The sequence below is a fragment of the Egibacteraceae bacterium genome (genome assembly GCA_040905805.1).
Classification (GTDB): Bacteria; Actinomycetota; Nitriliruptoria; order Euzebyales; family Egibacteraceae; genus DATLGH01.
Genome location: JBBDQS010000016.1, coordinates 22,716 through 36,142 on the forward strand (window position 1 = coordinate 22,716; position 13,427 = coordinate 36,142).

The window sequence follows — 13,427 nt, forward strand, 5'->3', positions numbered from 1 at the left end:
CCGCGTGAGGCGATGGTCCCGGCACCGGGGGGCCAAGTGGCCCATTGCCGCTACGGACGTCTTGCGGATGGACTGCGCCGTTTCCCTGCGAGCGCGGGATTCTTGCACGCTGTGCACGGAGACGTGCGTCCTGCCTCGACGACCGAAGACCCAGGAACTTCGGTTCCGAGAGTCATCGGGACTAGAGGCCCGGGCGGGCAGCCAATGGTCCCTCCCTCGTGGCCCGGGGCGGTGCCACGCTGTCCTTGCTCGACCACGAGAGGCGGTAAGCGGGATGGATCTCACCAATCGCGGGGGCCCTCATGACGCGCGTCCGGTTCACCGGCTCGTTGACGCGGGCGGCACCGTCCGTGACGCCAGCGCGACAGGAGGCCCTCCGGTGACCATGACCGCCACGACCACGGGTGTCCGCCGCTCCGGCGCGGAGCGGGCCCTGTTCGGACTCCTGCTCTTCCATGGTGCCGGCGCGGTGCTTGGCGGGGTGATGCTGTTCATCCAAGCCGCGGCCGGCGACGCGGGGTCCGCGACCGGCTGCGCCGCTGACGATCAGCCGGCGAGCTCTGCCAGCGCGGCGTCGATGCGCTCGGCCGCGGCGTCGGCCACCGGCTGCAGCGCGTCGCGGTCGGGGATGGTGACCATCACCTGGGGGTCGAGCGCCTCCACGATCGTTCCGTCCTCGCCGCCGCGTACCACGACGGTGCACGGCAGCAGCAGCCCGATCGACCGGTCGACGCCGAGTGCCTGATGGGCGAGCTGGGGGTTGCACACGCCGAGGATGGTGTAGGGCTCCATGTCCTCCCCCAGCTTTTCGGCCAGGGTGGCCTGGACGTCGATCTCGGTCAGGGTGCCGAAGCCGTGGGTCTGGAAAACGGCCTTGACCCTCTCGACGGCCTCGTCGACGGGCAGGTCGACGCGGATGTGGTTGCCGTAGCTCATGCTGCCTCCTTGGAGGTGACGGTGGGCAGGTCGGCGGCCGTCCAGGCGCTCATGCCGCCGAGGACGTTGACGACGTCGGGTTGGCCGCTGCGGGCGATGAGGCTCGCCGAGACCGAGGAGCGGTAGCCGCTGCCACAGACCACCGCCAGCGGGCCGTCGGGGACCTCGCCGAGCCGTGCGGGCAGCTCCGCGCCGGTGATGAACGTGGCGCCCTCGATGTGGCCCGGAGGCCCATTCCGCCGGTTGACGCACGTCGAGCACGTGGACGTGCCCGAGTCGTTCGGCCAGCACCCCCGAAGGCCTCGGGCTGGCGGGCGTCCAGGATCACCGCGTCGGCAGCCCGGGCGGCCTCCTCGAAATCCGTCGGGTGCAGCGCCGGGGGCTCTGGTAGGTCGCCCAGCAGAGCGACGCCGTCCAGGTTCTGGGCGCGCATGCGCCGCCAGTACGGGGGGACAGCCGGCAGGTTGTCGAGGCGGATGCACTCGCGGACGAACTCGCCCTTGCTGTCGACCTCGGCGAGGATCGCGTTCGTCCGGCGCTCGTAGCCGATGGTGGTCGACAGGCGGCTGCCGATGTTCCCGCCGCACAGCGATCCGGCGACGTGGGTGGGCCAGACCTCGACGTGGTCGGGCAGGGGCAGGATCTTCGTCTGGACCGTGTGGCAGAAGGCGCGGGCAGCGTCCAGGTACACGCCGACGTCGCGGCGCGGGTCGAGGACAAGAGCCTGGCCGGTGGCGTCGTCGCCGACAAGGTAGGACGCGTGGCCGAGGGCCTCGAGGTGGACCTGGTGGAAGAACATCTCAGACCACCCTTCCCGCTCCGCCGTCCTGCGAGACGAGCGCCAAGCCACTGCGCGTCCACGCCGGGAGGCCGCCGTCGATGTGGCCGGCGCGCCACTCGTCGGGCTCGCGGACGTCGAGGAAGTCGCCGTCTCGTCGCTCCCCCATCTGGTGCGGCGTGATCGGCGGGCTCGCGCGCTTACCGAACATGTTTCCTCCTATCGGATCGGCAGACGGGCTCACAGCTCGGCGGTGGTGAGCATCGCACGGCAGAGAGCTGCTTCCGACTGTCGGTCCGGCGATTCACGTCTCAAACCAGCTTCAGGAAGAGCCGCTCGAGCTCGTCGGTGCTGTAGCCCGCCGCCCTCGCCGACTCCTCGTCCGCGGCGCAATGGCGCAGGCCCGTGGCCAGGAGCGTGAACCCCACCTGGTCGAGCGCACGCGACGCGGCCGAGATCCCGTCGAAGATGGCCTGCGCCGTCATGCCCCAGGACGGCGGTCGCGAGTGGAAGCAGGGCGCTCGGCCCGCAGCTTCTTGTGCAGCTCGCTGACGACGACCACGGTCGCGGCGACGGGGAGCATCCTCAGCCAGGTCCGTTGGTCCAGGGGTTCGATGCGGAGCACCAGCTGCGTGGGCCCCCAGTGCATGGCGGCGACGTGGATGGCCACCGCCCCAAGCGTGGCGACCAGCAGGAAGCGGTTGCCCAGCGGGGACATCCGAAACAGCGACTGGCGCTCCGACCGGGCGTTGTAGACGTGGAAGGCCATGGCGATGACGAGCGTGGTGAGGGCGGCGGTCCGTGCCCGCTCGACCGGAGCGCCCGACTGCAGCGTCAACCAGAACAGCAGGAGCGCGCCCACGGCCATCGTCGTCCCGGTGAAGAGGGTGCGCTCCCACAGCAGCCGCGAGACCACCGGCTCGTCGTGACGACGCGGCGCGCGGTCCAAGACGCCCTTCTCCCCCGGCTCGAAGGCCAGGGCCACGTCCTGCAGCCCGTTCGTGACCACGTTCAACCACAGCAGCTGGGCAGGCAGGAAGGGCAGCGGCAGGCCGACGGCCAGCGCGTAGAGGATCGCCGCGATCGACGCCACGCCAGTGGACAGCAGGAAGTAGGTGACCTTGCGGATGTTGTCGAAGACGACGCGGCCCTGCTCGACGGCGTGGTAGATGCTGACGAAGTTGTCGTCGGCCAGAACCATGTCGCCGGCTTCCCTTGCCACGTCCGTGCCGCTGCGGCCCATGGCCACGCCGATGTGGGCGGCTTTGAGGGCCGGTCCGTCGTTGACCCCGTCGCCGGTGACCGCGACCACCTCGCCGTGGTCACGGAGGGCCTCCACGATCCGCAGCTTGTGCGCGGGGCTGACCCGTGCGAACAGCTGGACCGTGAGGACCCGGGCACGGAGCTCCTCGGCGGTCATGGCGTCGAGCTGCACACCGGTCACCACCTCGGCATCGGGGTCGTCGACGAGCCCGAGGTCGTAGCCGACGGCTCTGGCCGTGGCGGCGTGGTCGCCGGTGATCATGAGGATCCGCAGCCCGGCACGCTTGCATCCCTCGATCGCGTCGCGGACGCCGGGCCGGGGCGGGTCGAGCATGCCGACGAGGCCGAGGAACACGAGCCCGTCGGGATGCGGCGGGTCATGGCGGTCTACCGGACCCCGCACCGGCCGGAAGCCCATGGCCAGGACCCGCAGCCCCTGGGCGGCGAGGGCGCCGGCCGCTTCGAGGACGCGCTCGGCGTCCAGGGGCACGTCCCCGTCGGGACCGCGCATGGTCGCGGACAGCTCCAGAACCCGTTCCGGGGCGCCCTTGACGAACATCCCCAGCCCGCCGTCGTGCCAGCGGATGCACGAGGAGTAGCGCAGCTCCGGCTCGAAAGGCACCTCGGCGACGACAGGAGACGCCTGCCGCGCGGTGACGGGTTCGATCCCTGAACGTGCGGCCGCGACGAGCAGCGCGGCCTCGGTGGGATCCCCGCGGGTGAGCGGTTCGTCCCCGTCCCAGCCGAGCAGCTCTGCCTCGTTGGTCAGCACACCGGCGAGCAGAGCCAGACGCACCTGCTCAGACGGCGGCTGCTCGGGGGGGTGGGGGTGAAGCACGTCGGGAACCCAGATGTGCTGCACGGTCATGCGGTTCTGCGTGAGCGTGCCGGTCTTGTCCGAGCCGATGGTGTTGGTGCTGCCCAGCGTCTCCACGGCAGGAAGGCTGCGGATGATGGCGTTGCGCTGTGCCATGCGCCGGACCCCGAGCGCGAGCGCGACGGTGAGCGCGACCGGCAAGCCCTCGGGTACGACCGCCACCGCGAGCGCCACAGCGGTGAGGAAGATCTGCGCGGCAGGCTCGCCCACGGCGAGGCCCACCACGAACGTCAGGGCGGCTGAGGCCAGGACGACGGCCGCCACGAGGTTGGCGAACCGGTGCATCCGGCGGGTGAGGGGGCTCTCGGGCTGCTCGGCGCCACGGATCTGGTGGGCGATCCTGCCGAGCTCGGTGCCGGAGCCGGTCGCCACGACCAGGCCGCGCCCCCGGCCGCTGGTCACCACCGTGCCCATGTGTGCCATGCACGTCCGGTCCGCCGGCACCGTCGCGGGCGCGGTGGGGGTGATCCGCTTGGAGGCAGGCAGGGACTCACCGGTGAACAGGGACTCGTCGATCTGCAGGGTCCGGGCGGCGGTCAGCCGCAGGTCGGCGGGCACGCGGGTGCCCGACTCGAGCAGCACCACGTCCCCGGGGACCAGCTCCCGGCTGTCGACGTCCTGCTCCGCGCCGCCCCTGACGACCCGCGAGCGCGGGGCCGCGAGCTCCAGCAGGGCACGCACCGAGCGGTCGGCCTTGTGCTCCTGGAAGAAGCCGACGACGGCGTTGAGGACCAGCACCGCCACGATCACGCCGGTGTCCAGGTACTCCCCGATGGCGAGCGTGACCACGGCGGCGACCAGGAGGATGGTGATGAGCGGGCTCGCGAACTGCCGCAGCAGGATGCTGAGCCGGCTGGGAGGCTCGTCCTGGCCCAGCTCGTTGGGTCCGTGGAGCGCCCGTCGCCGCCCGACCTCCTCGGCAGACAAACCGAGGTCGCGGTCAGACACCAGCTGCGCGACAGCCGCGTCAACCTCCAGCGCATGCCAGCCGGCCGCGTCGGTGCCCTCTCCTGGGGGCGCCACAGTGGCCAGCCGGTCAGCCACGACGTTCGTCGCTGACCGCGGCGCGAGACCCCGCTGACCCGTCGGCTCTCATCACGATGCCGGCCATGTGCGCTCCTCCTGTCGTTTCACACCTCGCGATCCAGCCCCCAGATAAGCGCGGGCGCGGGTGGTCCAGCAGGGTCGCTCGGCCCGGCCTGGGGGGCCGGTCGTCCCTTCATCCGGCCGCCGTGGATCACGGGACCTCCGGCGAGAACGCAGGGCCGAAGGGCACTCAGGGTCCGGACCTGTCCCGTGGCGGCGCCTGCCGCCCCGTTCGCCGATCGAGCGGACATCCTCGAGGCCCACCGGGCGAACGTGGACTGCGCCGTGTGTTCGAGATCGTCGCGGGCTTCGGGGACGAGACGTAGCGACCCGATGTGCCCGTGCGTCGCGACCAGGTCACGTCGTTCCTGGTCCGCACGGCTGGAGGCGACGCAGATCGTGCGAGGTGGCCCGCTCGCCCGCAGCCAGTATCTGAAGTCCGGGCGGGGGGCGGCCTGTCGGGACCGAGCCGCCCACATCACACAGGCGGCGGACCGTGGGCTCGTGCACGGCTTCGACGACGGGACGTTCCGCCCGGCTGCACGCACATGTCATGATCACATGGCGTCGTTCATGACCCGCCTGCTGCACCTGCTCGCCGCGCCCGTGGGGTCGACATCACGGATCAGACGGCCGAGACGGTCACGGTGGCCATCACCGTGAGCGCCACCGTGTACACGCAGTACGGCACGCCCATCAGCCCCTCCCTGTGCCCGCCGCCCGGGGGTCTTCGTCGCCACCCAGAGTCGGTGGATCCAGCGAGTCGGCTCGGCACCGCACCGGGTCGACGTCGACACGCTGGTCGAGGTGCGAGCCGGCAGGGGCGTGGTCCCCGTGCTGTTCAGACCTCAGGATGTTCGAGCCGGTGGGCCGCCGGTCCGGTGATGCGGCGGCCGGTGATCTCCAGAGGCGAGATCCGGACGTAGTGGTCGCGTGGTCCCGGAGCCCACGGGCGCAGCGGAAGCTCACGCAGGACGCGCAGCTCATCCGGTTGCCACACCTCTTCCGCCTTGCCGCGCACAACGACGCTCCAGCCGGTGTGGTACTCGTGGTCGGCGTCGTCGACCTCGAAGGCGACGTTCGCGAGGTGGATGAGGTCGAGCAGGCCACCGTAGTCGGTGCGGAAGACGATGATGCCCTCGTGGAGGCGGTAGTTGACGGGGCGCACGTGCGGTTCCCCGTCGACGACGAAGGCGACGCGACCGAGGTAGCGGCTTCCCAGCAGGCGCAGGCACTCGTCGACCGACAGGGTCTCCAGCCGTAGCGTCATGGGAACGGTCATGTCTGCCTCCTCGTTGCCGCGGCCTTGCGGCTCTCCACGCCACGATGGCTCAGGCGACGCAGGCCGGCGAGGGTCACAGGTCCCGCCGTCACGGGGCTGATCGGCCCCTGCTCGCCCCCGAACCCTCTAGCCGGCGTCACCCGGTTCACGGCGAGTCCGATGCCCGGCGAGGTAGGCGGCCGCCTCGGCACGGCGGGCGACTTCCAGCTTGGCCAGGATCGTGGAAACGTAGTTCTTGACCGTCTTCCACACCCGGTAGCCCTGCGCAGCCAGCTCGTCAGCCAGGCGGATGCGGTTGGCCGCCCCGGGGTCGATCACCAGGGCGCTCGGAAAACCCGGTGCGCGCCCCGGCCGGGCGTCCCCGGGCCCGAGCGGCTGGCTGGGGTCGGGGTTCCAGCACCGCGTCCCACGTGGGAGGGGTGACCAGGGGCCGGCGGCGCGACCGGGTCCTCGTCGATCACCGCGCCCAGCAGGTCGGTGGTCGTGGCGATGCCCACCAGCCGGCCGTCCTCGAGGACGGCAAGCGCGGAGATGTGTTCGCGCCGGAGCATGGCTGCGGCTGCGGCCGCGGTCGTGCTCGCTGCCACCGAGACGACCGGGGCGGACATGACGTCTTCGACACGCCGGTGACGCCCGTCGGCGAAGTCCGAGTGCAGCCGGTTGAGACCGTCGACGAGCTCGCGGTCCCGCAGCAGCACGTCGCGGTCGCTGACCATGCCGACGACCGTGTCGTCGTCGACCACCGGTACGTGCCGGATGCCAGAGACACGGAGGAGGCGGCGAACCTCCATCACCGACGTCCCCGGTGTCACGGTGATCGGCTGGCGCGTCATGAGGTCGCGTACGAACACGGTCATCGGAGGCCTTCTTCGTGTCGGGGGTTCATATCGTCGGCGTGGCCAGGGGCGTCACGTCGTCGACCTGCCAGGTCAGCTCGTCGGCGTCGACGTTCATGACCCCATCGACGGCGCTCACGCCGGTGACCAAAGGGTGGATGCGGCTCAGACGCGACACCGTGCCGCTGAGGGCGACCGCGCCCCACTCCACGGCCACGGCGACACCCGGTTCGCCCAGACGTTCGACCCGGGCCTGCACGGCGTGGCGGATGGCGTCGTCGCTACGCAGCAGCGCACGCAGGACGTCATGGCGGGTCACGATCCCGGCGATGCGGCTGCTCTCCAGCACAACCAGGCGGGCGACGTCGCGGTCGAGCAGCTCGCGCGCGGCGTCGCGCAGCCGCGCGTCCGCCGCGGTCACGTGCGCCGGTCGGGAGCAGGCCTCGCCGACGGTACGCGCCTCGCGGTGGCGCCAGGCCTCCTGGACGCCCCGTCCGAACCCGTAGCGCGGCCGTGCCTCCTTCACCAACAAGTCGGCCTCGCTCAGAACGCCGACGAGCGCGCCGTGCTGGTCGACCACGGGCGCCCCGCCGATGTCGAAGTTGAACAGCAGCAAGGCCGCGGTCCGCAAAGGCTGGTCGTCGCCCAGCACCAGCGGATCGGAGGTCATGACGTCGGCGACCCGCATGGACGCGTCTGCCTCCGGCACTGGCTGGTCGATGGCTTCGGTCTCGGCCAGGGCCCGGGTCAGGCCCTGGAGGAGGGTGTCAGCCGTTCCTTCGGCCACCCCGCCAAGAATGGCACGATCGACCACAGCGCCGACGACGTTGGCGGGCGCTTCGTAGGACCCCACGATCGTCAATTGGGCCCGGGCGTGATCGAGCGGTTCGAGCTCGATCGTGCCGTCGAAGGTTGGAAACGCGTGACGTCCGGGGTCGGCGGCCCAGGTGACCGGTACCCGTAGCCGGGTGCCGCTCGTGGTGGCCACGCCCGTGGTCACGCGCACGAGCTTGTGCAGGTCGGCACCCAGGATCTCGGCTGGTAGCCGTACCCGAAACGAGCCGTCGCCTGCCGGCGGTGCGGAAGGGCTGCCCGTTCCGGCGACGAGCAGGCCCCGCAGGTCTGCGCGCAGCCGCGTTGCCAGGCTCCGGGGTTCCCCCGCCACCGTGCGATACCGGTACAACCAGCGCTTCATGATCGGGCTCCCGGTGGGTTCTCGTCGTCGTGTCCCCACCGTGCCGCCCCGGGCCCACGATGGGCAGAGCCGGAGGGCACGGCGCGTCAGGGCTGTTCGGCCGGTGCGACGGGGGGACGTTCGGCCCGGGCGGGTGCGCCGGCGCAGGCACAGAGTGGGATTCGGCAGCGGTGAACCGCCACCGCGTCGAGACAGGAAAGGGAGGGCGCGATGCGCGTGCGCGACTGGATGAACGGCGACCCGATCGTGGTGTCCCCCGACACCGAGGTACGGGAAGCCCGCCGGACCCTGCATCTCAACGGCGTTCGCCACCTGCCGGTGGTCGACGGCGACCGGCTCGTCGGCATCGTCAGCGACCGTGACATCCGCATCGACGACCGTTCGCTGCGCCGCCTGGCAGCGCTCGAGCGTCTCGACGAGGCGCTGGGCGAGGACAAACCCGTGGAGGCGGTCATGACATCGGACCCCTACACCATCGGGCCGGACGAGCCCATCGAGGCCGCCGCGCGGCTGCTGCTGTCGCGGCGGGTCAGCGCCCTGCCGGTCGTGGAGGACGACGATGCGGACGCGCTGGTCGGCATCATCACCACCACCGACTGCCTGCTGGCGCTGCTCGCGCCCGACCCTGCCGCCGGCGCGGACCGGTCGGGCTCACCCAAACCGGGCAGCTCGTCGACGCCGCTCACCTCGTCTGTCTCGGCGCGTCTCCAGGACGACACCGAGACCTCGGGACCGCACCGCCTCGCGAGGCAGTGAGGCCGGCGGCGGAGCGATCGACGGGAGTCGGTGGCTGTCCTGCGGACCCTTGGTCCTTCCGGTACAGGTCCGAAGGGGCCCGGGGGCCCGGCCGCCCGCACGCGATGCATGAGACAGTCACGTCGAGACCTCGCGGTCCGCATGAGGCGCAGAACGGCACCGGTGACGATGCGCTCCATGGGGCATCAACACACGCCGTCGTGCAGCGGGAATCACCAGCAACCTGGATGGCCATCCCGGTTGCCCCCCGGCGCGTGGCAGATTGGGCGTCCCTCGACGACGATGGACGCGCATGCCCCGCCACCTCACCCTGCTCGTGGCCCTCCTCGCGGTCGGCCTCACCCTCACCACGTGCGGGGGCGGCCCACCTGCGCAGGACACCGGCGAGCCGTCTCCACCTCCCACCGCGCAGGACCCCCGCACCAGCACGCCCGCTCCGACGGCCGAGCCGGATCCGCCCCCCGAGCCACCGCCCCCGCCATCCCCCCCACCCCCGCCCGAGCCGGTGGTGCAGCCAGCGGCCCCGGTGCGGGGCGCGTGGGTGCACCTGTTCGACGACAGCCTGAAGACCCGTGCGTCGATCGCGCGGGTCGTCCAGGAGCTCGTCGAGGCTGACGCCACGGCGATCTTCGCCCAGGTCGCCCGCCGCCACGACGCCTACTACACCTCCGACGTCCTGCCGCGAACCCCGGACCCCGCGCTCGAGCCGGGACTGGACGTCCTCGGCGAGCTCATCGAGCAGGCCCGGCCCGCCGGGCTCGAGGTGCACGCCTGGGTGGGGGTCGCGCCGACCTGGCACCACGCCTACGACGGGCTCCCGCAGCCGGGCGGCTGGCTGGCGGCCGAGCACGGCGAGCGCGCCCCCGAGGGGCAGCGCTGGGTCACCCGAACCGTGGACGGGCAGTGGACCGACTACCTCGACCCGGGCGTGCCCGAGGTGCGCGCGCACGTGACCGCGGTCGTGGCCGAGCTCGCCCAGCGCTACCCGGTCGACGGGATCCACCTCGACTACGTCCGGTACAACTCCGCCTCGCACGGCTACCACCCGGCCGCGCTCGCCCGCTACCAGGCCGAGACCGGCGCGGCCGGGACGCCTGCGCCGGCCGACCCGGCCTGGTCGGCGTGGCGCCGCGAGCAGACCCGCGGTCTGGTCGTCGGCGCCCGTGACGCCATCGCCGCGACCGGTCACGACGTCGACCTGTCCGCGGCGGTGATCACCTGGGAGCACGGGCCGACCGCGGGGCGCCCGTTCGAGGCCACCCGCACCTACACCGAGACCCTCCAGGACTGGCCGGGATGGGCGCGCGAGGGGCTGCTCGACGCGGTCCTGCCGATGAACTACTTCCGTGGTGACCTGCCCGACCAGGCACGCTGGTTCGCGGAGTGGCTCGCCTTCGAGTCCCACCTGGCCGCCAGCACCGACACGCTCGTCGTGCCCGGCATCGCCGGCTTCCTCAACCCACCCGCGACGGCGGTCGCGCAGATCGAGGCCGCGACCCAGTCCACCGACGGGGCCGTGATGTACTCCTACCAGCAGCCCACCGTCGACCACAGCCGGGGCGTCTGGGCGACGCTCGCCGAACGCGTGTGGGGCCTGCCCGGCCAGTGACACGCGCCACTACGATAGTGCCCGCGGCTGCTCCCGTGCCGACGCCGAACCGACATGGTGGTGACAACCCTCTGGACGCCGACCAGGCCCCCACCTGGACCCGCCGGCGCTTCCTCGCCGCCGCGGGTCTGGCGGCTGCCGGAACCGTGGTGGGGCCGGCTCGCAGGCACCCCCCGGCGCTCGCCGCCGCGGTGCCGCCACCGGCCATCCGCCCGCGGGCGGCGTGGGCCGGCGGGCTCCTCCCGCAGGGGCCGCTGGAAGTGGAGGCCCCGGGCGACACGCGGTTCCTGATCGTCCACCACACCGCCACCGCCAGCGACTACACCGACGACGCCGTGCCGGGGATCCTGCAGAGCATCTACCGGTACCACACCGGGCCGAAGGGATGGCCCGACGTCGCCTACAACTTCTTCGTCGATCGATTCGGCGGGGTGTGGGAGGGTCGGTCGGGCAGCCTGGATGGCCCGGTCAAGGGATCGGCGACCGGCGGGTCCCAGGGCTTCGCGCAGCTGTGCACCTTCGTCGGCGACCACACGCAGGAGGCCCCGACCCCGGCGGCGCAGGACGCCATGGTGGGGCTGCTGGCCCTGCTCGCCGGGCGCTACGCCATCGACCCCCGACCGGGCGCACAGGCGAGCTTCGTGTCGCGTGGCTCCAACCGGTGGCCGCAGGGCCATCCGGTGACCACCCCGACCATCGCCGGACATCGCGACATGTCGCTGACGACGTGCCCGGGCGACGCCGCGTACGCCATGGTCACCGTGACCTTCCCGCCCCTCGTGGCGCAACGGCTCGCGCCCGGCGCAGCGCCCGCCCCCGGGGCGCAGGGGCCGGATGCAGCCCCGGCGGCCCCCGCCGAGCCCGAGGCCCCGCCGGCGCCGCCCGACCCGGCGCCCGAGCCGGCCCCCCACGACGCCGTGCCCGTGGAGCCGGTCGCCGGCGGACCGGCGCAGGACGCACCCGCCGAAGGCGTCGTGGGGGCCGTGGGCGCTGGCGGTGGCGAAGCACGACGATGGGGTGCCGGCGAGGTCGGCACCGTCACCGCCGCCGCCGCGGGTCTCGGCGCCGTCGGCGTGGCGGCGGCACGCTCCCTGGCCGGCCGCCGCACCGGCGACGCGGACGAGCGGCCGACACGCCCCGGCATCGATCGGCAGTAGCGCTCGCCCCGGCGGCGGACCGGGCGTAGGCTCCGCCCACGCAGCGGTGACGGACGAGCATCCGCGGGGAGTGGCCATGGCCGAGGAGCCCACGAGCGACGAGCGGCGCGCGGTCCGGTTCGAGGCGACCGTGCATCCCGGCGAGGCCGGCCTCGGCGTCGCCGCGATGACCGAACGCGTCGCCGATCTCGACGTCGACCGCATCCCCGACCCCGGTGGCGAGGTGCGCCTGCTGGTGGACGCCGACGCGTGCGTCCGGCTGCTCGAGGAGGGCTTCGAGGTGCGGCTGCGCCGGTCGGTCCCCGTCCGGCCGCTGGACCCCGGCCTCGTCGCCGGCGACGACGAGGTGCAGACCTGGTTCGACACGCGGATACGTGACACCGGCGGCGGGCCCGAGCAGGGGACGCCCTTCTGATGTACCGCACCGTCGGCCAGCTGGACGCCCTCATGAACCTGCTCGACGCGTTCTACCCGCAGCTCGCGACGCGGCTGGAGATGCCCGAGCCGTCCGTGGAGGGCCGCACGGTCTACGCGCTGCGCCTGCGCGCCGGCGACGACACCGGTCGGCGCGGGGTCCTGCTCGTCGGGGGCACGCACGCGCGCGAGCTCATGAACCCCGACCTGCTCGTCGAGCTCGCCGTGGACATGGTCATGAGCTACGTGCACGGCACCGACGTCACCCTGGGGCGGCGGACGTGGCCGGCGCGCGACATCACGCTGATGCTCGAGACCCTCGACCTGTACCTGCTGCCCTGCAGCAACCCCGACGGGCGCGTCCACGTGATGACCGTCGACGACCTGTGGCGCAAGAGCCGCCGGGACAACCCCGGCACGACCTGCGACGGCGTCGACCTGAACCGCAACCTCGACCTGCTGTGGGGCGTCACCGCGGGCCAGACCTCCTGCGACCCCTGCGCGGAGACCTACGTCGGCCCGTCGGCCTTCTCCGAGCCCGAGACCCGAAACGTCAAGCACCTGCTCGACACCTACCGCATCGACTGCTTCGCCGACGTGCACTCCTTCTCCGAGCTCGTCCTCTACCCCTGGGGTCACGCGCCCATGCAGACGAGCGACCCCGCCCAGCGTTTCACGGCCCTGCCCACGGGGACGTGCCAGGCGATCCCCGGGGCGCACCAGGAGTACATGACGCCCCGAGATCGCCAGCGCTTCGAGACGGTCGCGCAGCGCATCGTCGACGCGATCGCCGCCGTCCGCGGGAGGACCTACACGCCCCAGGCGGGTGCCGCGCTGTACCCGACCACCGGCACGCACGGCGACTACGCCTACAGCCGCCACATCGCCGATCCGGCCCTGCGCAAGGTGTACGGCTACACCTTCGAGACGGGTCCGTGGGCCGGCAATGCTCGCGACTCGTTCCATCCGGCCGACCCGGCGCCGATCAAGGAGGAAGCCGAGTCGGGGCTGCTCGCGCTGATCCAGCAGTGCATCTGCGCGATCGAGCTGATCGGGGCGCGCCTCCTCGGCCGTGACGAGGAGGTCGGCGCGCTCCGACGGGTGCGCGACGAGATGCTCGCCACGACACCCGCCGGCCGTGAGTGGATCGCCCTGTTCGAGCGCGCCCAGACGCCCCTCGTGGCCGTCGTGCTGGACGACGAGCGGCTGGCGCGCCGCGCGGGCGACCTGCTCGCCCG

The 13,427-nt window shown here is 72.5% G+C and carries 14 protein-coding genes; 5 read left to right on the forward strand and 9 right to left on the reverse strand.

Annotated elements, in window-relative coordinates:
* Nucleotides 1-546: 546 nt before the first annotated feature.
* The 9 genes from WD250_03020 to WD250_03060 form a co-directional block, all read right to left on the reverse strand.
* Entirely contained in the window at nt 547-936 is a 390-nt protein-coding gene (locus tag WD250_03020; GenBank protein ID MEX2619170.1) for a DUF302 domain-containing protein, read from the reverse strand.
* 49 nt (nt 937-985) lie between these two features.
* Nucleotides 986-1,735 carry a hypothetical protein gene (locus tag WD250_03025; GenBank protein MEX2619171.1) on the reverse strand — a complete coding sequence of 250 codons (750 nt, stop codon included), beginning with the start codon at nt 1,733-1,735 and terminating at the stop codon, nt 986-988.
* 1 nt (nt 1,736) lies between these two features.
* The gene (locus tag WD250_03030) at nt 1,737-1,925 is read right to left on the reverse strand and encodes a rhodanese-like domain-containing protein (protein MEX2619172.1); all 189 of its coding nucleotides are present in this window, start codon (nt 1,923-1,925) and stop codon (nt 1,737-1,739) included.
* A gap of 100 nt (nt 1,926-2,025) precedes the next feature.
* Entirely contained in the window at nt 2,026-2,199 is a 174-nt protein-coding gene (locus tag WD250_03035) for a metal-sensing transcriptional repressor (GenBank protein ID MEX2619173.1), read from the reverse strand.
* On the reverse strand, nt 2,196-4,898 hold the full coding sequence (locus tag WD250_03040; protein MEX2619174.1) for an HAD-IC family P-type ATPase: 2,703 nt from the start codon (nt 4,896-4,898) through the stop codon (nt 2,196-2,198). The genes WD250_03035 and WD250_03040 overlap by 4 nt, the downstream gene beginning before the upstream one ends.
* Nucleotides 4,899-5,781: 883 nt before the next feature.
* Nucleotides 5,782-6,222 (reverse strand): pyridoxamine 5'-phosphate oxidase family protein, encoded by a 441-nt coding sequence (locus WD250_03045; GenBank protein ID MEX2619175.1) that lies wholly within the window; start codon nt 6,220-6,222, stop codon nt 5,782-5,784.
* Nucleotides 6,223-6,348: 126 nt separating this feature from the next.
* Entirely contained in the window at nt 6,349-6,540 is a 192-nt protein-coding gene (locus tag WD250_03050; protein ID MEX2619176.1) for a hypothetical protein, read from the reverse strand.
* Nucleotides 6,537-7,079, reverse strand: coding sequence for a CBS domain-containing protein (locus WD250_03055; protein ID MEX2619177.1), 543 nt, complete (start codon nt 7,077-7,079; stop codon nt 6,537-6,539). The genes WD250_03050 and WD250_03055 overlap by 4 nt, the downstream gene beginning before the upstream one ends.
* 25 nt (nt 7,080-7,104) lie before the next feature.
* Nucleotides 7,105-8,253 carry a CBS domain-containing protein gene (locus tag WD250_03060; GenBank protein MEX2619178.1) on the reverse strand — a complete coding sequence of 383 codons (1,149 nt, stop codon included), beginning with the start codon at nt 8,251-8,253 and terminating at the stop codon, nt 7,105-7,107.
* A gap of 210 nt (nt 8,254-8,463) precedes the next feature.
* Between WD250_03060 and WD250_03065 the strand changes: the two genes are divergently transcribed.
* The 5 genes from WD250_03065 to WD250_03085 form a co-directional block, all read left to right on the forward strand.
* Nucleotides 8,464-9,009: a CBS domain-containing protein gene (locus tag WD250_03065; GenBank protein ID MEX2619179.1), complete on the forward strand. Its 546-nt coding sequence runs from the start codon at nt 8,464-8,466 to the stop codon at nt 9,007-9,009.
* Between the two features lie 292 nt (nt 9,010-9,301).
* Complete coding sequence (locus WD250_03070) at nt 9,302-10,618, forward strand: family 10 glycosylhydrolase (GenBank protein ID MEX2619180.1); 1,317 nt, start codon at nt 9,302-9,304, stop codon at nt 10,616-10,618.
* Nucleotides 10,619-10,653: 35 nt separating this feature from the next.
* The gene (locus WD250_03075; GenBank protein ID MEX2619181.1) at nt 10,654-11,775 is read left to right on the forward strand and encodes an N-acetylmuramoyl-L-alanine amidase; all 1,122 of its coding nucleotides are present in this window, start codon (nt 10,654-10,656) and stop codon (nt 11,773-11,775) included.
* Nucleotides 11,776-11,851: 76 nt separating this feature from the next.
* A complete protein-coding gene (locus tag WD250_03080; GenBank protein ID MEX2619182.1) occupies nt 11,852-12,190 on the forward strand; it encodes a hypothetical protein in 339 nt (112 codons plus the stop codon).
* On the forward strand, nt 12,190-13,427 hold a 1,238-nt coding region (locus WD250_03085), incomplete at its 3' end, for a M14 family zinc carboxypeptidase (protein ID MEX2619183.1). The genes WD250_03080 and WD250_03085, both read left to right, overlap by 1 nt.

Coding starts and splice junctions, on each gene's coding strand:
- WD250_03020 (MEX2619170.1), bottom strand. CDS start 936: ATGAGCTACGGCAACCACATCCGCGTCGACCTGCCCGTCGACGAGGCC.
- WD250_03060 (MEX2619178.1), bottom strand. CDS start 8,253: ATGAAGCGCTGGTTGTACCGGTATCGCACGGTGGCGGGGGAACCCCGG.
- WD250_03045 (MEX2619175.1), bottom strand. CDS start 6,222: ATGACCGTTCCCATGACGCTACGGCTGGAGACCCTGTCGGTCGACGAG.
- WD250_03055 (MEX2619177.1), bottom strand. CDS start 7,079: ATGACCGTGTTCGTACGCGACCTCATGACGCGCCAGCCGATCACCGTG.
- WD250_03025 (MEX2619171.1), bottom strand. CDS start 1,735: ATGTTCTTCCACCAGGTCCACCTCGAGGCCCTCGGCCACGCGTCCTAC.
- WD250_03035 (MEX2619173.1), bottom strand. CDS start 2,199: ATGACGGCGCAGGCCATCTTCGACGGGATCTCGGCCGCGTCGCGTGCG.
- WD250_03065 (MEX2619179.1), top strand. CDS start 8,464: ATGCGCGTGCGCGACTGGATGAACGGCGACCCGATCGTGGTGTCCCCC.
- WD250_03030 (MEX2619172.1), bottom strand. CDS start 1,925: ATGTTCGGTAAGCGCGCGAGCCCGCCGATCACGCCGCACCAGATGGGG.
- WD250_03080 (MEX2619182.1), top strand. CDS start 11,852: ATGGCCGAGGAGCCCACGAGCGACGAGCGGCGCGCGGTCCGGTTCGAG.
- WD250_03070 (MEX2619180.1), top strand. CDS start 9,302: ATGCCCCGCCACCTCACCCTGCTCGTGGCCCTCCTCGCGGTCGGCCTC.